14 protein-coding genes and 1 riboswitch are annotated in these 18684 nt (G+C 69.0%); of the genes, 9 read left to right on the top strand and 5 right to left on the bottom strand.

Annotated elements, in window-relative coordinates; translation table 11 throughout:
• Positions 1-291: 291 nt before the first annotated feature.
• Both flhC and flhD read right to left on the bottom strand, forming a co-directional pair.
• Positions 292-828, bottom strand: coding sequence for a flagellar transcriptional regulator FlhC (gene flhC / locus QZ994_RS12215; protein ID WP_290871745.1), 537 nt, complete (start codon positions 826-828; stop codon positions 292-294).
• A 58-nt stretch (positions 829-886) separates the two neighbouring features.
• A complete protein-coding gene (flhD, locus tag QZ994_RS12210) occupies positions 887-1210 on the bottom strand; it encodes a flagellar transcriptional regulator FlhD (protein WP_290871743.1) in 324 nt (107 codons plus the stop codon).
• A 342-nt stretch (positions 1211-1552) separates the two neighbouring features.
• Positions 1553-1644: riboswitch (cyclic di-GMP riboswitch) on the top strand.
• A 65-nt stretch (positions 1645-1709) separates the two neighbouring features.
• On the opposite strand from flhD, the gene QZ994_RS12205 reads away from it, so the two are divergent.
• The 5 genes from QZ994_RS12205 to QZ994_RS12185 all read left to right on the top strand — a co-directional run bounded on the left by QZ994_RS12205 (position 1710) and on the right by QZ994_RS12185 (position 9064).
• Positions 1710-3650, top strand: coding sequence for a reprolysin-like metallopeptidase (locus tag QZ994_RS12205; RefSeq protein ID WP_290871741.1), 1941 nt, complete (start codon positions 1710-1712; stop codon positions 3648-3650).
• A gap of 240 nt (positions 3651-3890) precedes the next feature.
• Positions 3891-4466 carry an alkyl hydroperoxide reductase subunit C gene (gene ahpC, locus QZ994_RS12200; protein WP_290871740.1) on the top strand — a complete coding sequence of 192 codons (576 nt, stop codon included), beginning with the start codon at positions 3891-3893 and terminating at the stop codon, positions 4464-4466.
• Positions 4467-4641: 175 nt separating this feature from the next.
• Positions 4642-6201, top strand: coding sequence for an alkyl hydroperoxide reductase subunit F (gene ahpF / locus QZ994_RS12195; RefSeq protein WP_290871739.1), 1560 nt, complete (start codon positions 4642-4644; stop codon positions 6199-6201).
• 125 nt (positions 6202-6326) lie between these two features.
• A complete protein-coding gene (locus tag QZ994_RS12190) occupies positions 6327-7208 on the top strand; it encodes a phosphate/phosphite/phosphonate ABC transporter substrate-binding protein (protein WP_290871738.1) in 882 nt (293 codons plus the stop codon).
• A 17-nt stretch (positions 7209-7225) separates the two neighbouring features.
• A complete protein-coding gene (locus QZ994_RS12185; protein WP_290871736.1) occupies positions 7226-9064 on the top strand; it encodes an ATP-binding protein in 1839 nt (612 codons plus the stop codon).
• Between the two features lie 9 nt (positions 9065-9073).
• Here QZ994_RS12185 and QZ994_RS12180 read toward each other — a convergent pair whose 3' ends face one another.
• Positions 9074-11095, bottom strand: coding sequence for a methyl-accepting chemotaxis protein (locus QZ994_RS12180; protein WP_290871734.1), 2022 nt, complete (start codon positions 11093-11095; stop codon positions 9074-9076).
• A gap of 183 nt (positions 11096-11278) precedes the next feature.
• Between QZ994_RS12180 and QZ994_RS12175 the strand changes: the two genes are divergently transcribed.
• The 4 genes from QZ994_RS12175 (at position 11279) to QZ994_RS12160 (ending at position 16384) form a co-directional block, all read left to right on the top strand.
• Positions 11279-12214 carry an MBL fold metallo-hydrolase gene (locus QZ994_RS12175; RefSeq protein ID WP_290871733.1) on the top strand — a complete coding sequence of 312 codons (936 nt, stop codon included), beginning with the start codon at positions 11279-11281 and terminating at the stop codon, positions 12212-12214.
• A gap of 69 nt (positions 12215-12283) precedes the next feature.
• Positions 12284-12850 (top strand): ECF-type sigma factor, encoded by a 567-nt coding sequence (locus QZ994_RS12170; protein WP_290871732.1) that lies wholly within the window; start codon positions 12284-12286, stop codon positions 12848-12850.
• A gap of 10 nt (positions 12851-12860) precedes the next feature.
• Positions 12861-15950, top strand: coding sequence for a serine/threonine-protein kinase (locus tag QZ994_RS12165; protein ID WP_290871731.1), 3090 nt, complete (start codon positions 12861-12863; stop codon positions 15948-15950).
• A gap of 71 nt (positions 15951-16021) precedes the next feature.
• Positions 16022-16384 carry a hypothetical protein gene (locus QZ994_RS12160; RefSeq protein WP_290871729.1) on the top strand — a complete coding sequence of 121 codons (363 nt, stop codon included), beginning with the start codon at positions 16022-16024 and terminating at the stop codon, positions 16382-16384.
• Positions 16385-16405: 21 nt separating this feature from the next.
• Here QZ994_RS12160 and alkB read toward each other — a convergent pair whose 3' ends face one another.
• Together alkB and QZ994_RS12150 are read right to left on the bottom strand one after the other, a co-directional pair.
• A complete protein-coding gene (alkB, locus tag QZ994_RS12155; protein WP_290871727.1) occupies positions 16406-17095 on the bottom strand; it encodes a DNA oxidative demethylase AlkB in 690 nt (229 codons plus the stop codon).
• 19 nt (positions 17096-17114) lie between these two features.
• The gene (locus QZ994_RS12150) at positions 17115-18623 is read right to left on the bottom strand and encodes an aminoacyl-histidine dipeptidase (protein ID WP_290871725.1); all 1509 of its coding nucleotides are present in this window, start codon (positions 18621-18623) and stop codon (positions 17115-17117) included.
• Positions 18624-18684 lie beyond the last annotated feature (61 nt).

Raw genomic sequence — 18684 nt, 5'->3', positions numbered from 1 at the left:
GCAGGCCCTGTGCCAGGGCCTTGAGAGGGCGCACGCAGGGCGGGCCCAGAGCCTAGCGGTCAGGGTTGGCCGCGATCTTGCGCGCTTACCCCCGCCGATTCTGGCGATTTTCATGAGCCCGCTTCAGGGTGCTGTGACAGCCCTGGCGCGGCCCTGACACAGTCCTGCGCCCGGATGGCACAAAAAAAACAGGCCCCGAAGGGCCTGATCGAAGGTGCACAGGGGCTGCACCGCTAGGAGGAGACAAGCATGAAACACAACACGGGAGAAAACAAGGGGCCGAGCCCGGGCTCAGTGCATGTGGATGGCGCCCGAGGCCTTGCCCTTGCCGGCGCGGGCCGGCGGGTTGCACAGGCCGCACACGTAGTGGCGCGAGATCTCGTGGGGGTGGCTGACGAAGTGGCCACCGCACTTGGAGCACTTGGTCATCGTCAGCATGCCGTTGTCGATGAACTTGACCAGGCGCCAGGCGCGGGTCACCGACAGCAGGGGTTCCAGACCTTGCACCTCGGTCTGTTCCAGGTAGAGCTGGTAGGCCTTGATCACCACGTCGATCTCGTCCATTTCCGAGGCCTTGTTCAGGTACTCGTGCATGTTGAGGAAGAGGCTGGCGTGGATGTTGGGCTGCCAGGTCATGAACCAGTCGGTCGAGAAGGGGAGCTGGCCTTTCGAGGGCGACTTGCCCGAGACTTCCTTGTAGAGACGCAGCAGGCGCTCGTAAGACATGTCGGTTTCCGATTCCAGCACCTGCAGGCGGGCACCCAGGTTGATCAGGGTGATGGCGCGTTCGATTTGCTTGGCTTCGGTCAACAGGCTCTTGGTGCGCATGGCTCTCTCCGTCGGGTTCTCAGTGATTCAGTTCAGCAGGCAGCGTGATCGGGGCAGATCAGGCGGCTTCGGAGTGCTTGCCTGCCATCAGGATGGAGGCATGCAGGCGGCTGACGGCTTCGCTGGTGCTGCCCTTGCCATGGTTGGTCAGGAGGTTCCAGACCAGGTCGTCGTCGACACGCATGCGGCAGACCAGGGTGTTGCCCGATGCGATCTTCAGGACCTGAGCCGGGCTCAGCGACGCGATGCGGTCGGCGGCCGATTCCGACAGACCCAGGCGGAACAGGGCCTGCTCGCGGTCGGTGCGGATCAGGGTCTGCGCCAGCATCAGGTAGGACAGGTTGGTTTCGCGGATTTCGGCAAGGATCTGGTCGTTGTTCATGGTGTGCTCCGGTGGTCTGCAGTGCTTGGCTGCGTTGTCGATGGGTTCATTGTGCTGAGAACCCCCGGATTTCTTGATAGGGCTGCGGCTGTAAGACCGGTCGGTGTGCGGCTACACGGCGTGTAGGAATTTGCCTGACAGAACGCCGAAACAGGGCCGCCAAGCCCCTTCACTCAATTGACTGGTGAAAGCCGGCCATCTTCGGGCCGGGCGAGGGTGTCTGCCTCAAGGTGCCAACTTTTGCCGGTCTGGGCCGGGAGGTCGTCGATCGCCGGGATTGGCGGGTCTGGGACGTGTTGTTCTTCACATGGCTTTTCCCGACCTGTGATTTACCCTGAGGGTTCTCGATCAGGGCAACCCGTCTGAAAAGGCGGCGACGCAAAGCCACGGGGCTAAAGGTGAGCGTGCTCACCCATGTCAGCCGGGCCGCCACGGCCTCCGCCTGCGGAGGCGTGTTTGCGTATGGCCCACCCGACACCACTTGTTCAAGGAGGGCGCCGTGCGCAGCAAGAAGACCACCACCCACCCGGCGATCCAGTTCGCACTCAAAGCCTCGTTCAGCCTCGTGGCCCTAAGCGCCCTGGGTTTGTCGCTGGCCCAGCGCGCCCATGCGGCCCCACAGCCAGCCCTGGGCGTGAACCTGCAAGCGCCCATCCAGTTGAACGCCGCCCACCTGCTGAGCATGAAGGCCGGCGAGCGCGTGGTCATCGACTTTCCCAAGGTGGGTCGCCAGACCGTGGTCTTCGAGCACACGACCAAGGGCCAGGACGGCCTGGCCTACTGGCACGGCAGCGTGGCCGGCGCCCCCCAGGACCGCGTCTACCTCAAGCAACTCAAGAGCGGTTTGTTCACCGGGGCCATTCGCACCGGTGGCCGCCTGGTCAGCTTCAAGCAGCAGCCGGACACCCGCCTGGTGGCCGCCGCCCAGGCCGCGCCGGTCTCGGGTCGCCTCTACACCCTGGGCGCCAAGCTGGACAAAGGCGTCTACGCCCTGAACGACAACCTGGCGGCCATCGCCTCGGCCGCGCCGGGTTCCGAAATCAGCCTGCCCCTGCCCAATGGCGAGACCGAGGTGGCCATCGTCACCCAGTCCGAGGTGGACGCCGATGGCATGTACCAGGTCTCCGCCGTGAGCCGCCTGGGTGGCATGGCCTATCCCACCCTGATCACCGTGGGCACCGACGCGGTGTTTGGCACCGTGTTCACCGGCTCGGGCGAATACCAGATCGTGACCCGCAATGGTCAGACCCAGTTGCTGGACCCTCAAGGCGCTGGCCTGAAGTCGACGAAGGGCGACGACCACGTGGCCGTGGCGCCCGAGGCCACACCCACCACGGCGGCCGCCCTGGTGTCCTCGTCCGTGGTCAAGGCCGTGACGGCCGCTGCCACCACGGCCGCCAGCACCACGGTGTACAAACCGCTGGCCGCCGGCACGGTCGACACCACCATCACCCTGCTGATGACCTACAGCAGCACCTTTGTCACCCAGTGGGGCAGCGAGGCCGTGGCCCGCACCCGCCTGTCGAACCTGGTGCAGCTGGCCAACTCGGCCTATGCCAACAGCGGCACCGGCATCGCCTTCAAGGTGGTGGGCTGGAAGCAGGTGGCCCAGGCCGACACCACGCCCCAGGTGGCCTTGCCTGCCCTGCGCGCCGGCACGGGCGCCTTTGCCGGCATCCCGGCACTGCGCACCAGCACCGGCGCGGCCATCGTGACCTTCTATGCGCCGTACAACGCCACCACCGGCTCAACCGGCACCTGTGGTCTGGCCTACGTGCCGGCTGCCGGCTCGCAGGGTCTGACGGCCTACAAGAGCCAGGCCTCCAGCCTGATGTACGCCTCCCTCAACGACGGCCAGACCACCAGCTCCTACTGCTCGACCCTGAGCTTCCCGCATGAGCTGGGCCACAACCTGGGCGCCCTGCACGACAAGGCCAACTCCTCGACCACGGGCGTGTTCAGCTACAGCTACGGCAAGGGCGTGAGCGGCTCGTTCGGCACGGTGATGTCCTACATCTCGCCGCGTGTGGCCCTGTTCTCCTCGCCTTACCTGACCTGCACCACCGGCAAGGCCGCTTGCGGCACGGCCACAGAAGACGTGGTGGCCACCTTCCTGCAGACCAAGTCGACCGTGGCGGCCCTGGGCAAACCGGCCAATGCCTCTCAAGCCACGACCGGCACCACGGTGGCGGCCGGCTTCCTGCGCACCAGCACCGGGGCCGTGTTCAGTGGGGCGGCCACCATGACCTCGTCGACCGCGGGCGTGACCTGCACCGTGGGCAGCACCGGCCTGTACGTGTGCAAGGTGCCTTCGGCCACCACCTCCATCACCGTGACGCCCAAGGTGACGGGCAAGACCATCACCCCGACCACCGGCACCTTCACGGTCAACGCCCTGGCCCTCACCCCTGTCACGGGCACCACCTTCTACGTGAAGTGATGGGTTGAAGTGAGCGCTTGCTCTCGTTGACTCACCTGTGAACCCGTCGTGTGCAGAACACGGCGGGTTTTTTCTTGGCTGGCTTGTTCCCGGTGGGCTCCGGTGTGCCACCGGCATGTGAGCACCGTGTTTAATAGTTGATTGATATGGGGTGCATAAGATCAATCAATTCGCTATATGGGATGAGCTGGCCTAAGATCCATCCTGTTGTTTGACCCAACCCAACTTAGGAAACAAGCCATGAGCCTGATCAACACCCAAGTCCAGCCTTTCAAGACCGAAGCCTTCGTCAACCGCGCTGGCAAGGGCGAGTTCATCACCGTGACCGAAGAAAGCCTGAAGGGCAAGTGGTCCGTCCTGATCTTCATGCCGGCCGCCTTCACCTTCAACTGCCCGACCGAAATCGAAGACGCCGCTGACAACTACGCCGCCTTCCAGGCCGCTGGCGCCGAGGTCTACATCGTCACCACCGACACCCACTTCTCGCACAAGGTGTGGCACGAAACCTCGCCGGCCGTCGGCAAGGCCAAGTTCCCCCTGGTTGGCGACCCCACCCACACCCTGACCAACGCTTTCGGCGTGCACATCCCCGAAGAAGGCCTGGCCCTGCGCGGCACCTTCGTGATCAACCCCGATGGCGTGATCAAGACCGTGGAAATCCACTCCAACGAAATCGCCCGCGACGTGTCGGAAACCCTGCGCAAGCTGAAGGCTGCCCAGTACACCGCCGCCAACCCCGGTCAAGTGTGCCCTGCCAAGTGGAAGGAAGGCGCCAAGACCCTGGCTCCCTCGCTGGACCTGGTCGGCAAGATCTGATCCTCACCGGATCGCCTCGCTCGCTTGAGCTGTGTCAGGACAACCCCTGACCTTTCTCATGACACTGCACACCGTGCGGGCCCACAAGGCCTCACGGGGTGCGACCCTGGCCGCCTCGCCACGCTGAAAGAGAGGCCAGCTCCCGAAATCGCTCAATTCAATAAGGATGCACACCATGCTCGACGACACCCTCAAGGCCCAACTCGGCGCCTACCTCGAACGCGTCACCCTGCCGTTTGAAATCGAAGCATCCCTGAGCGATTCCGAGAGCTCCCGCGACACGCTGGCACTGCTGCAGATCATCCAGGGCCTGCGTGCCGACAAGATCACCCTGAAGACCGACGGGCAGGACGCCCGCAAGCCGTCCTTCACGCTCAAGCGTGCCGGCAGCGACACCAGCCTGCGTTTTGCCGGCCTGCCCCTGGGCCACGAGTTCACTTCCCTGGTGCTGGCCCTGCTGTGGACCGGCGGCCACCCCCCGAAGGAAGACGCCGACGTCATCGAGGCCATCAAGGCCCTGGACGGTGACTTCCACTTCGAGGTCTACATGTCCCTGAGCTGCCACAACTGCCCTGACGTGGTGCAGGCCCTGTCGCTCATGGCCATCCTCAACCCCAAGATCAAGACGACCGTGATCGAGGGCGGCACCTTCCAGGAAGAAGTGGAAAAGCGCGAGATCATGGCCGTGCCCATGGTCTTCCTCAACGGCCAGGTGTTCGCCTCGGGCCGCATGGAGGTGGCCGAGATCGTGGCCAAGCTCGACACCAACGCCGCGGCCAAGGACGCCGCCAAGCTCAGCGCCAAGGCGCCTTACGACGTGTTGATCGTGGGTGGGGGCCCGGCCGGTGCCGCCGCCGCGGTGTATGCCGCCCGCAAGGGCATTCGCACCGGCGTGGCCGCCGAGCGTTTTGGGGGCCAGGTGAACGACACCATGGCCATCGAGAACTACATCTCGGTGCTCGAGACCGACGGCCCCAAGCTGGCTGCTGCACTGGAAGCCCATGCCAAGGCCTATGACGTCGACATCATGAACCTGCAGCGTGCGGAGGCCATCGTGCCCGCCACCGAGCCGGGCGGCCTGATCCAGGTGAAGCTGGCCAACGGGGGTGTGCTGCAAAGCAAGACCGTGATCCTGAGCACCGGCGCCCGCTGGCGCAACGTGAATGTGCCCGGCGAGGCCGAGTACAAGAACAAGGGCGTGGCCTATTGCCCGCATTGCGACGGCCCGCTGTTCAAGGGCAAGCGCACGGCCGTGATCGGCGGTGGCAACTCGGGCGTGGAAGCCGCGATCGACCTGGCCGGCATCGTGGCCCACGTGACGCTGATCGAGTTCGCCGACCAGCTCAAGGCCGATGCGGTGCTGGTCAAGAAGCTGCAAAGCCTGCCCAACGTGACCATCCACACCAATGCCCAGACGACCGAGATCACCGGCGCGGATGGCAAGGTCAATGGCCTGAAGTACAAGGACCGTGCCACGAATGTGGAGCACCTGGTCGAGCTGGAAGGCGTGTTCGTGCAGATCGGCCTGGTGCCCAACACCGAGTTCCTGCGTGGCACGGTGGAGCTGTCCAAGTTCGGCGAGATCATCATCGACGCCAAGGGCCACACCAACGTGCCGGGCGTGTTCGCAGCCGGCGACGCCACGACCGTGCCTTACAAGCAGATCGTGATCGCCGCCGGTGCCGGTGCCACGGCCGCCCTCAGCGCCTTCGACCACCTGATCCGCCACGGTTGAGTGCAAGGCGCGAATCTGAAAAAACGTGCATGACTGCGCACGAGCCCCGCCTTCGAGCGGGGTTTTTCTTTGGTTTGGGCCGGGCGCGCCGATGACCGACACAGGTTCATCTCCGAGGGTGCCCCATGCAGCCTGTCCCGACCCGCGCCACCCGGCGCCTGCAATGCCTGTGGCTTGTCACCACGGCCCTGGTGGGGTGCCTGCCCTGGTCGGCCCACGCCCAGGCCAGCGCCGAGAAGGCCGATGCCTCCGCCCGCCCGCGCTACACCGTGGCCGTCGTGCCGCAGTTCCAGGCCAGCGAGATCGACCGGGTCTGGCAGCCCATCCTGGCCCGCGTGGGGCAGGAAGCCGGCGTCACCCTGGTGCTCAAGGTCTCGAAGGACATCCCGAGTTTCGAAGACGAGGTGGTGGCCGGTCGTGCCGATTTCGCCTACCTCAACCCCTACCATCAGCTGCAGGCCCACCAGGCCCAGGGCTACCGCCCGCTGGTGCGCGACAGCAAGCTGCTCACCGGCATCCTGGTGGTGCGGGCCGATGACCCCATCACCTCGGTACAGGGGCTGCAGGGCAAGGCCATTGCCTTCCCGGCGCCCAATGCCTTCGGGGCCTCGCTGCTGATCCGAGGCCAGCTGGTTGAGCATGAGAAGGTGGCCTTCACGCCGGTGTACGCCAAGACGCACACGAATGCCTTCCGCCAGACCATCGCCGGCAAAACCGCGGCGAGCGGCGGCCTGCGTGCCACCCTGGACAAGGAGCCCGATGAGGTGCGTGCCGCGTTGCGCGTGCTGATGGAAACGCCCGGCGCGGCACCCCATCCCCTGAGCGCCCACCCGCGCGTGCCCCCTGTGGTGCAGCTGGCCGTGACCGAGGCCATCCTCAAGCTGGCCCGCGACCCGGCGCTGCAGCCCCTGTTCAAGGACGTGCCCATGAGCCAGCCCATGCGCGCCGACCAGCAACGTGATTACCAGCCTCTGACGCGCCTGCGCCTGGAGCACCTGGCCGAGTAGCACCCACCGGATCCCCCATGCGCCCCCGTCTTCCCGCCGCCTTGCTGGCCTTGTGGCCAGGGCACCTGCGCCAGCAGCTGCTCTGGGTGGTGTCGCTGTCTTTGCTGGGGGCACTGGGCCTGTTGGGCGGCTACACAGCGTCCGAGCAGGCCAGCATCGCGCTGCGCGCCTACGAAAACCAGGCGGCGGCCCTGGCCCGCAACGTGGCCACGTCAGGCACCAACCTGATCCTGACCGACAGCCTCGACCAGTTGGAAGCCCTGGTGCTGCGTTCGGCCGATTTCGACGAGGTGATCAGCGTGCGGGTGATCGAGGTGGGTGGCCGTGCCCTGAGCCAGGTGGTGCGGCCGTCGGGGCAGCCGCCACGCCTGGTCTTTGCGTCCATCCGGGAGAAGCAGGCCGTGCCTTCTGGTCGCCAGCCGCGTGTGGACACCGATCTGGCGCACGACCGCATCACCGCCTGGCAGCCGGTGCTGGCCGGTGAGCCGATTGCCTGGGTGCGGGTCGAGTACAACGCGCACGCCCTGCGCCAGCTGCAGCACCTCATCTGGCGCAACACCCTGGTGGTGGCGGTGCTGGCGGTGAGCCTGTGTGCCGGGGCCCTGGTGATTTTCCTGCGTCGGCCCATGAAGCAGCTGGACCGGGCGCGCCGCTTTGCCAACATCCTGCCGAATGCCGAAGGCGGCCAGCTGCCCTACCTGCCCGGGCCGGTGGAGTTCGTGGAGCTGGACGCGGCGCTCAACGAGGCCTCGATGCTGCTGCGCCAGCAGATGCTGGTGATCGACCAGGGCATGCACAAGCTGCAGGCCCAGCAGGCGCGCATGGGCGAACAGAACGACCAGCTGGGCGCCATCTTCGCCATGAGCCCCGATGGCCTGATGACCTTCAACCGCGACGACCATGTGCAGTTCGTCAACCAGGCCTTCCTCTCGCTGACCGGGCTGGAGCCGGGGCAGGTGCAGGGGCAGAGCGCCATGGCCGTCGACACCCTCTTGCGCAGCCTGGTGGCCGAAGGCGGCGAATTCAAGGGCCTGGATCACTGTTTTGACGAAGGGGGGCAGGTGATGGTCAGGGCGGGCACACCGCCCAGGGTGCTGACGCTGCACGGACAGTGCAGCGAGTCGGGCTCGGTCAGCCGCGTGCTGTACGTGTGCGACGTGACCCGCCAGCACCAGCTGGACCAGATGAAGTCGGAGTTCCTCTCGATGGCGGCGCACGAGCTGCGCACACCCATGGTGAGCATCTTCGGCTTCACCGAGCTGATGATGAAACGCGAAATGGCGCCCGAGATGCGCCAGGACCTGCTGGGCCGCATCTACCGGCACAGCCAGTCCATGGTGGCGATCCTCAACGAGCTGCTGGACCTGGCGCGCATCGAGTCGCGCCGGGGCCAGGACTTCAAGATGGTGCCGGCCGACCTGGCCGAGGTGGTGGCCGAGGTGGTGGGCGACTTCAAGCCGCCGGAAGGGCGCGAGCCGCCGGTGTGCGCGCCCGTGCCGGGGCCCATGCCCGTGCAGGTGGACCGCCACAAGATGCAGCAGGCCGTGCTCAACATCCTCTCGAACGCCTACAAGTACTCGCCCGATGGCGGCCCGGTCGAGCTGCGCTACCTGGTGGGCGACAGCCAGCTGCCCGGCAAGCGCTTTGCCGTGCAGATCCAGGACCACGGCATGGGCCTGTCGCCCGAGAACCTGGCCCGCATGGGCGAGCGCTTTTTCCGTGCCGACAAGTCGGGCAACATCCCCGGCACGGGCCTGGGCGTGAGCATTGTCAAGGAGCTCATGGGCCTGATGGGCGGGCGCATGGTGGTCGAGAGCGCGCCGGGCGAGGGCACCACGGTCACGCTCTGGCTGTGAGCCGGGGCGTCAGGCCAGCTTGAAGGCGGCCACCTCGTCGGCCAGGGCCTGGGCCTGGTCGCGCAGCGAGGCCGCGGCCGCGGCGGTTTCTTCCACCAGGGCGGCGTTCTGCTGCGTGACCGTGTCCATGGACTGCACGGCCTCGGTGGTCTGGCGCACGCCATCGGCTTCTTCTCGAGCGCTCAGGGCGATGCGGGCCAGCAGGGCGTGCACCTCTCGGCTGTGGTGGACCACGTCGCCAATGGTGCGGCCGGCGTCCTTCACGACGCTGGTGCCCGACTCGACGCGCTCCACGCTGGCGCTGATGAGGGACTTGATTTCGCGCGCGGCCGTGGAGGAGCGCTGGGCCAGGGCCCGCACCTCGCTGGCCACGACGGCAAAGCCCCGCCCGGCCTCACCGGCGCGCGCGGCCTCGACGGCGGCGTTCAGCGCCAGGATGTTGGTCTGGAAGGCGATGCCATCGATGGTGGTGACGATGTCGCCGATGTGGCGAGAGGCCTCCTGGATGCCGTCCATCGTGGCGACCACGGTGGCCATCACCTTCCCGCCTTGCTCGGCCTCGGTGGCGTTGCGTTCGGCCAGGCCGGAGGCCGCGCCGGCCATGTTGGAGGTGTCCTGCACGGTGGTGCTGAGCTGGCCCATGGTGGCGGCCGATTGCTGCAGGGCCGCCGCCGATTCTTCGGTGCGTGCCGAGAGGTCGAGCGAACCGGCGGCGATCTCGCTGCTGGCGTGCACGATGTGGTCGGCGGCCGCTCGCACCCCGCTGACGATGCGCCGCAGGGCGGTCTGCATGTCGGTCAGGGTGTGCATGAGGCGGGCGGCTTCGTCGCCACCCCAGGCGCGCGGCCGGGTGGTGAGGTCGCCGTCGCGCATGGCGTTGATGTGGAAGGCCACTTCGTTGAGCCCGCCCTCCAGCACCTTGCGGAAGCAGTGGAAGAGGTAGGCCACCGTCACCAGAGCCAGGACCAGCACCAGGGCGGTGAGGTTGCGGGCCGTCTCCAGGTGGCTTTCGCGGGCGGCCAGCAGCCCGTCGAGCACGGGCAGGCCTTGAGTCAGGAGCTGGCTCAGCCCGACCATGGTGGACTGCCCTGCCGCAAAGTACGTCGCCGCAGGCATGCCCTGGTCCCCGAAAACGGCGCCTTCTGCGGTCTGGCGCAGGCGTTGGGCGGCTTCCAGCGCGCTCAGGTCGAGTTGGCTGCTCAGCCTCGGGTTGGCTTTCGTGGCCCGCGCAATGGCCTCGCGCACCTCCTCTAGGCCGCTCTGGGCGCGCGTGTCCCAGGCCTGCCAGAGCTTGGCATCGCTGTCGTGCAGCTGGCCTTTGGCCAGTGCGTAGCTGCCCCAGCCCCAGAGCTGGCCCACGTTGTCCATGGCGTCCGGCAGGTTCATCACCAGGGCGTTGATCAGGTAGAAGCTGTCGATGTCGGGGTCGAGCACCAGGCCGGAGGCGTCGCCGATGTGGCGCAGCAGGGCCACGGCCGAGGCGCTCACGGGCCCGTAGACGGTGCGGCCCTGGGCGTCAAGACCATGGTTGCTTTGGGCGGTCGCGGCCCAGGCGGCCTTGAGCTTGTCGAGGTCGGGCGCCAGGCCCATGGGGTCACCGCTGCCTTGCAGCTGCGCGGCCATCTGGGCCAGTGCCTGGTCGGTCTGCTTGCGGGCGGCCTCGTAGGCGCTCTGTCCGTCCATGCCGCCCACCATGGCCCGGGTGGCGTTGCGCACCGCGATCACGCCGTGCAGCACAGGGGTGTAGGCCCGCAGCGCGGCCACGCCTTGTCGCTCGGTCGTGGTGAACTGGATGGCCGCCGCCTTGTCGCCAAAGTACTGCCAAGACAGCAGCGCGATCGGCAACAGGAACACCAGGCTGAGGATCAAGGCCTTGGCCCGGAAATGCAGATGGCGGAAGAGCCGGACCCCGGGGGCCCAGATGCCGTGGTAGCGGAAGAACTCCGCCAGGCGGGTGAGGCGGCCGTCTTGCGGCCACATGCGGTCGTCCGTAGACGAGGCCGCGTGCTGGGAAACTGCTTGCTGTGTCATGGGACTTCCTGAACACGTTGAAGAGGTCGCCCGCGGCCGAGCAATCCCCTTGAAGGAATCCCATTCTGAGAGCAGGGGTGCGCGTGCAAAAGCCCGGTATGCAGGGGGAATCACGGTCATTTCGCACATGTCGGGACCGATACGATGCAAGGGGTTGCCAAGCGGTTGGCATGGGGTGCACACATGGGCTGGCCCGATCGGATCAGGGTGTTGGAGCGTGGCTGGCTGTCGTCCAACCAGCTGGTCTTTGTCGACGACGATGGCGCCTCGGTGCTGGACACCGGCTACGTGAGCGAGGCCGATGAGACCCTGCGTTTGCTGGACACCGCCCTGGCCGGCATGCCGTTGCGCCGCATCTTCAACACCCACATCCACTCCGACCACGCCGGTGGCAACGCGGCCCTGCAGGCCCGCCACCCGGGCTGCCGCACGCTGATCCCGCCGGGCGAGGCCCAGGCCGTGGCCGCCTGGGACACCACCGCGCTCAGCCACGATCGCCTCAGCCAGGACTGCCCGCGCTTCACCCACGATGGCGTGTTTCACCCGGGCGAGACCCTGCACCTGGGTGGCGAGGATTGGGCCGTGCTGCCCGCGCCCGGCCACGACCACGCCATGGTGATGCTCTGGTGCGAGCGCCTGGGCTTGCTGGCCTCGGCCGATGCCCTGTGGCAGAGGGGCTTTGGCGTCGTCTTCCCGGAACTAGACGGGGTATCGGGCTTTGCCGAGCAGGCGCCCACCCTCGATGCCATCGGACAGCTGGCGCCGCGCTGGGTGGTGCCCGGGCATGGCGCACCCTTTGGCGGGGCCGCGGTGGACGAGGCGCTGGTGGCCGCCCGGGCGCGCATCGCCTGGCTGGCCAGCGACCCGCGCGCCCACGGCCTGCACGCGCTCAAGGTGCTGATCGCCTTCAAGCTGATGGCCGCACGGCAACTGAGCCGGGCCGCCCTCACGGCCATCGTGCAGACCCGCCTGGATGCCGGCCCCGGCCTGCGCGCGGCCCTGGCCGACAGCCGGGGTGAGCCGCCTGAAGCGGCATCCCTGGCGACCCTGTTGTGCGCCCAGCTGGCGGATGCCGGGGTGCTGCGCATGGCGGGCGGCGTGGCCGAGTCCACCCGCTGAGCGCGCCCCTGCGCCACTTAGAATGAATCCAGACCCGGCCTGTGCACCGGGCACGGGAGCCGTCTGCGCATGGGTCACATTGGCGAAGTCACCACCTTGCTGGCCGCGGCCCGCGAGGGCCAGCAGGCCGCGCTCGACCGCCTCTTCCAGCTGCTCTACCCCGAGCTGCGCGCCCTGGCCGCCGCCCGCATGCGCCGCACCGACGAGCGCCTGCTGCTCGACACCACCTCGCTGGTGCACGAGTGCTACCTGCGCCTGATCAAGCTCGAGGCCCTGGCCCTGAACGACCGCGCCCACTTCCTGGCCTACGCGGCCAAAGTGATGCGCTCGGTGGTGGTCGACCTCGCGCGCGAGCAGCAGGCCCAGCGCCGCGGTGGCGAGCTGGCCTTCGTGACCCTTGACACTGGTGTGGCCGATGGCCTTCCCCATGGCGAAGACGAGGTGCTGCGAGTGCACGAAGCGCTCGAGGTCCTGGGCGCCATCGAGCCGCGCCTGGTCAAGGTGGTGGAGATGCGCTACTTCATCGGTCTGGACCACAGCGAGATCGCCGCGGCCCTGGGCATTGGCGTGCGCACGGTCGAGCGCGACTGGGAGCGCGCCCGCAGCTTCCTCTTCGCCGAACTGCGCCAGGGCTGAGCCCCACGCCATGCGCATCCCGCCCACGCTCTGGCCCCGGCTCATGCCCTTGCTGGACGAGGCCCTGGCCCTGCCCCCGGCCGAGCGTGAGGCCTGGCTGGCCGCCCAGGCCGGCAAGCCCGGTGCGGCGCAGGACACCGACCTGATCGAGGCCTTGCGGCAGCTGATGGCCGACAGGGTGCTGCTGGACCAGGGGGATTTTCTGGCCGCCTTGCCGGCGCTGAATCCAGCCCTTGCGGTGAGGGGCTCATCCGATGAGCCTCCTGGTGCCGACGCGGCCATGGCACGCTCCCCGGGCGCCTCCCGCATCCAGGATGGCCTGTTCGCTGGCGACCTCATCGGCCCTTATCGCCTGATCCGTCAACTCGGCCAGGGGGGCATGAGCGTGGTCTGGCTGGCCGACCGCGACGATGGCCAGCTGCGCCGTCAGGTGGCGCTCAAGATGCCGCACGCCGGGCCGGGGCAGGCTCAGCTGGCCGAGCGCCTGCGCCGCGAGCGCGACATCCTGGCCGGCCTGGAGCACCGCCACATTGCCCGGCTCTATGACGTGGGCGTCACGCCCGCCGGGCTGCCCTTTCTGGTGCTGGAGTACATCGAAGGCCAGAGCCTGCTGGCCTGGTGCGAGGCTCAGAAGCTGAGCCTGTCACAGCGCCTGCGGCTGTTCCTGCAGGTGCTGGCCGCCGTGCAGCATGCCCACACCAAGCTGGTGCTGCACCGCGACCTCAAGCCCGGCAACATCCTGGTCAACGCGCAAGGTGAGGTCAAGCTGCTGGACTTCGGCATCGCCAAGCTCATCCTCGATGCCGACACGGGCTCGGCCCCTTCGACCGAGCTCACCCAGCACCACGGTCACGTGCTCACGCCCGATTACGCCGCGCCCGAGCAGATCGCCGGTCGCCCGCTCACCACCGCCAGCGACGTCTACGCCTTGGGCGTGGTGCTCTTCGAGCTGCTCACCGGCCAGCGGCCCTACCGGCTGCCGCGTGGCACCCGCGGTGCGCTGGAAGAGGCCATCCTTGCCACCGAGCCCCGCCGCCCCAGCAGCGTCTGGCTGGAGGCCGAGGTGCAGACCCACCACCCCACGGCCCTCACCCTGAGCGAGCTGGCCATGCCCTTTGGCCACACGCCACGCCGCCTGAGCCAGCAGCTCAAGGGCGACCTCGACCTGATCGTCGCCACCGCCTTGCAGAAGGACCCGGCACGCCGCTATGCCACCGCCGAGGCCTTTGCCCAGGACATCGTTCACCACCTGGCCCATGAGCCGATCGCGGCCCAGCCCGACAGCGGCTGGTACCGCGCCCGCAAGTACGCCCAGCGCCACGCCTGGGCCCTGGGCGCGGTGAGCGCCGTGGTGCTGGCCCTCAGCACCGGCCTGGGCCTGGCCCTGTGGCAGGCCCGCGAGGCCCGGCAGGAAGCGGCCAAGGCCAATGCCATCAAGGACTTCCTCATTGGCCTGTTCGAAAACGGTGACGTGGACCAGCCCGACGCCCTGCGCAAGCGCCAGCAGACGGTGGAGCAGCTGCTGGTCCACAGCGCCACGGCCCTGGGCAGCCAGCTGCGCGGGCAGCCGCAGGTGCGCGCCGAATTGCAGGGCGTGGTCGGCAGGCTGTTGCACAACCTCGCCCTGAGCGATGCGGCCATCGGGGTGCGCCGCGAGCGCGTTGTGCAACTGGCCGCGCTGGATGCCCCCCTGCCCGAGCGTGCCCAGGCCTGGCGGGACCTGGCCGACAGCCAGGACGTGCGGGGCGACACCGAGGGCGCGCGCCGCAGCCTGGAGGCCGGGCTGGCCTTGTGTGCCACGCGGCCCGGCCGGGCCCCCTTGCCCGTGTGCGAAGGCCTGGCCGTGGCACGGGCCCAGCAGGCCCTGGTGCAGGGCGACACCGCTGCCGCCGAGGCCTGGGTGAGGCCCGCGCTGCAGCGCCTGAGCGCCAGCGGCCATCCCAGTGTCGAACAGGCCGAGGCCCTGATCGCCATGGGCGACCTGCTGAGCCTGCAGGGCGACCCCGTCACCTCCTTTGCCCGCTACGAAGAGGCCATGGCCGTTCGCGGGCAGCTCTGGGGGCCGGACTCCCTGCGCCTGGCCCAGGAGCGCTATTTTCTGGGCATGAGCCTCAGCCAGGTCGGGCGCCCGGCGCAGGCCCTGCAGGAGCTGCGTGCCGCCCACGCGGCCCTGGTCAAGGCCCTGGGTGCGGCCCACCCGCGTGCCGCGGTCGTGGAACTGCAGCTGGGCCGCATCAGCGGCTTCATTGGCCTGGTGCAGGACGGACCGACGCAGGTCCAACATGCCGCACGCGTGCTGCTGGCCAGCGGCGCCAGGGAAGACGAGCGCACCCTGTTCCAGGCCCACCGTGCCCTGGGCGAGCTGGCCCTGATGGACGGCCGCCTGCAGGACGCCGAGGCCCCCTTGCGCGAGGCCATGGCCTTGCAGCAGCGCCTGGGTGCGCGCCTGCCGGTGGACGGCCAGCTGGACCAGGTCATGGCCTGGTGGCTGGACGACACCGGCCAGGGCGAGGCCGCCCGCCAGGTGCTCCGCCAGGCCCGCAGCCGACTGGGCGCCACCCTGCCGGCTTCGCATCCCTATGTGCTGGCCATTGACGAAGCCTTGAGCGGCAGCCACCTGCTGCAGGGGCAGCTGGACGAGGCCGAGCGCGCCCTGCCCGCCGACCCCGCGTCGGCCCCGCAGGCCCGCGCGGCCCTCTGGCTGGCGAAAGGCGAATGGGCCCGCGCCGAGCCGGTCTTGCGCGATCGCCTCGACCGCCTGACGGCCTCACCCCGCCAGGACCAGTACAAGCTGGTCCTCTACAACGCCCACGACCAGATGGGCCGATTGCGCCTGGGCCAGCAGCGCCCCCGAGACGCGCTGCCCCACCTCCGGCAGGCCGTGGCCCTGTTGGCCGGGGGGCATCCTGCCAACCCTTACCTCGCAGCCAGCCGTGCGCGCCTGGGGCAGGCCCTGCTGGCCACCGGGGATGTGGCCGGGGCGACCCAGCAGGCGCGACTGGCCGAACAGGGCCTGAGCGCCCAGGTTCGGGTGGCCCCGGCCTTCCGGCAGCCCTTGTTGCAGCTCTGGCAATCCCTAGGGCACAGGGGTGGGCCTTGATGCCGCATGGCGGGACACTGGGCGCTGTGTTTCTCACCTTCTTGTTCCGTCATCCCATCAGGAGTGCAGACATGGCGACTCTCTTCCACCGCGCGGCCCTGGCCGCCACAATGACCTCCCTCTTGGGCATAGGCCTGGGCCTGGGCCTGGGCCTGGGCCTGGGGCTGTCGGGCCAGGTTCAGGCCCAGGCCGTCGAGCCGGCAGCGGTGCCGGACAAGGCGGTTCAGGCCGTCAAGGCCGACAAAGCGGTCGCGCCCGGGACCAAGGCGGTGGCCGGTGCCGGGGTGGCGGCCACGCTCCCCAATGGCGACAAGAACTACCCCACTGGCGTGGTGCCCGTGCCCCCGAAGCCCAAGAAGGAATTGCTGACCGGCGCCAAGCTGGGCGACAAGGCCGCGATCAAGGCCAAGGCCGAGGCGGTCCAAGGCCAGTGAGCCTCAGCCCAGGCGGCCGGCTCAGAACGCCCGCCTGAAGGTCAGGTTCACCCGGTCCGGCCCGAAGGCCGGGTGGTGCGCGGGGGCGATCGGCATCACGCCGTGGAAGCGCAGCCGCGCCGGGCCGCCCCAGACCAGCACGTCGCCGTGCTGCAGGGTGAGGCGCAGGGCGCGGTCGCTGCGCTGCAGCCCACCGAACAGGAACACCGCCGGCACGCCCCATGACACCGACACCACCGGCTGGCGCAGGTCGCGTTCGTGGCGATCCTGGTGCAGGCTCAGGCGGGTGCCGGGCGCGTAGCGGTTGACCAGGCAGGCGTCCGGATCGAAGCCGGGAAAGCCCGCCAGCGCGGCCGCATCGTGTGCGAGGCGCCGAAAGGCCTCGGGCAGGGCCGGCCAGGGTTGCCCGGTCAGCGGGTTGAGCCGGGCATAGCGGTAGCCGGATTCGGCGCTGGTCCACCCCCAGGTGCCGCAGCTGGTGGTGCGCACCTGCATGGTGTGGCCGCCCGGCGTGACCATCTGCTGCAGCGGGGCGGCCTGCACGATGGCATCCAGCGCTTCGCGCCACAAGGCCTCGTCGGCCAGGGCGAAACCCCGCAGCAGCACCGCGCCATCGGCCAGGCGCTCGGGGGGTGGCGGGGCGGCGGCACCGGTCCGCAACGCGGCTTCCGAGGGGCCGAAGAGGTCCAGGGTGTGACCGCTGACGTTCATGCGGCTTGCCTGCGGTGGCTCAGGCGCGGAGCCGGGCGGCCTCGGCCAGGATGGCCACGAGCAGGTCCCAGCAACCTTGCACGCTGGCCACCTCCACCCGCTCACCCGGGGCGTGTGCGCCGCGGATGGTCGGGCCGAAGGAGACGATGTCCATGCCCGGGTGCTTGGCCGCCAGGATGCCGCACTCCAGCCCGGCGTGGATCACCTGCACCTGGGAGTCGGCCTGGTAGCGCGCTCGGTAAACGCGCTGGCACAGGGCCAGCAGTGGCGAGTCCGGGTTCGGGGCCCAGCCCGGGTAGGCCCCTTCCTGCACGACCTGGCTGCCACTGAGGGCAAACAGGCTGGCGATCTCGTCGGCCAGGGCGGCGCTGCCGCTGTCGAGCAGGGAGCGCACCATGAAGTTGGCATCCCCCCCGTCGGGACGCAGGCCGATCACGCCCAGGTTGTTCGAGGTCTCGACGACCCCGGGCACGCGCTGGCTCATGCGGCGCACGCCATGCGGGGCGGCGTGCAGGCTGCGCAGCCACACGGTCTGTTCGCTCAGGCTCATCAGCTGAGCCACTTCGGCGGGGGCGGCTTCCAGCCGCAGGCCGCTTTCCACACCGGTCAGCTCCTGTTGCAGCAGGGCCTGCCAGCGAGCCAGGGCGGCATCCAGCCTGTCAGCCTGGTCGGCCGGCAGGGCCACATCGGCGAAGGCCTCGCGGGGCAGGGCGTTGCGGGCCGTGCCGCCTTGCAGGGCGGCCAGGCGCAGGCCGGGCAGCTCGGCCACCAGGCCGTTGAGCACGCGCACCAGCAGCTTGATGGCGTTGCCGCGCTCTTCGTGGATGTTGACGCCCGAGTGCCCGCCGCGCAGCCCGCGCAGGCTCAGGCGACGGCCCGTCAGGCCGGTTGTCACCGGCTCGGGCGCTGCGCTGCGGTGCACGTTCACGTCGACGCCGCCCGCGCAGCCGAGGTAGAACTCGCCCCACTCCTCGGTGTCGAGGTTGAGCATCAGGCGGCCTTGCAGGGCCCCGGCCGCCAGGCCTTGGGCGCCGCCCATGCCGGCCTCTTCATCGACCGTGAACAGGGCCTCCAGCGGGCCGTGCACCAGGCTGGCGTCTTCCAGCACGGCCAGGCTCAGCGCCACACCGATGCCGTTGTCGGCGCCCAGGGTGGTGCCCTCGGCGCAGAGCCAGCCGTCGCGCAGCACGGGTCGGATCGGGTCCTTGAAAAAGTCGTGGACCGTGTCGCTGTTCTGCTGCGTGACCATGTCGAGGTGGCCTTGCAGCACCACGCCAGGGGCGCCTTCGCAGCCCGGGCTGGCGGGCTTGCGCACGATGAGGTTGCCCGCGGCGTCCACCACGGTGGCGAGGCCATGCGCCTCGGCCCAGGCCTTCAGGTGATCGCGCAGTGGGCCTTCATGCTTTGAGGGCCGGGGGATGCGGCACAGCGTGGCGAAGTGCGCCCAGACGGCGGCGGGCTGCAGGCCGGCGAAGGGCTTGGCCAAGGGTTCTGCCAGGGGCTGGGCGGGAGCGTGGGCGGTGGACATGGCGGAGGCAGGAAGGCGGTGACGGGGATGGATGTCGGGCGGTGGCGCCGGGGCCGGGCGG

The organism is Aquabacterium sp., from assembly GCF_021768455.1.
Taxonomy (GTDB): Bacteria; Pseudomonadota; Gammaproteobacteria; order Burkholderiales; family Burkholderiaceae_C; genus Aquabacterium.
Note: the sequence above shows the minus strand (reverse complement) of the source record. Positions and strands in the feature narration are given on the sequence as shown.

Bases quoted from the DNA above. Each gene is read 5' to 3' on its own strand.
- QZ994_RS12160 (WP_290871729.1), top strand. From the start codon at position 16,022: ATGGCGACTCTCTTCCACCGCGCGGCCCTGGCCGCCACAATGACCTCC.
- QZ994_RS12175 (WP_290871733.1), top strand. From the start codon at position 11,279: ATGGGCTGGCCCGATCGGATCAGGGTGTTGGAGCGTGGCTGGCTGTCG.
- QZ994_RS12185 (WP_290871736.1), top strand. From the start codon at position 7,226: ATGCGCCCCCGTCTTCCCGCCGCCTTGCTGGCCTTGTGGCCAGGGCAC.
- QZ994_RS12190 (WP_290871738.1), top strand. From the start codon at position 6,327: ATGCAGCCTGTCCCGACCCGCGCCACCCGGCGCCTGCAATGCCTGTGG.
- flhC (WP_290871745.1), bottom strand. From the start codon at position 828: ATGCGCACCAAGAGCCTGTTGACCGAAGCCAAGCAAATCGAACGCGCC.
- ahpF (WP_290871739.1), top strand. From the start codon at position 4,642: ATGCTCGACGACACCCTCAAGGCCCAACTCGGCGCCTACCTCGAACGC.
- alkB (WP_290871727.1), bottom strand. From the start codon at position 17,095: ATGAACGTCAGCGGTCACACCCTGGACCTCTTCGGCCCCTCGGAAGCC.
- ahpC (WP_290871740.1), top strand. From the start codon at position 3,891: ATGAGCCTGATCAACACCCAAGTCCAGCCTTTCAAGACCGAAGCCTTC.
- QZ994_RS12150 (WP_290871725.1), bottom strand. From the start codon at position 18,623: ATGTCCACCGCCCACGCTCCCGCCCAGCCCCTGGCAGAACCCTTGGCC.
- QZ994_RS12165 (WP_290871731.1), top strand. From the start codon at position 12,861: ATGCGCATCCCGCCCACGCTCTGGCCCCGGCTCATGCCCTTGCTGGAC.
- flhD (WP_290871743.1), bottom strand. From the start codon at position 1,210: ATGAACAACGACCAGATCCTTGCCGAAATCCGCGAAACCAACCTGTCC.
- QZ994_RS12180 (WP_290871734.1), bottom strand. From the start codon at position 11,095: ATGACACAGCAAGCAGTTTCCCAGCACGCGGCCTCGTCTACGGACGAC.
- QZ994_RS12170 (WP_290871732.1), top strand. From the start codon at position 12,284: ATGGGTCACATTGGCGAAGTCACCACCTTGCTGGCCGCGGCCCGCGAG.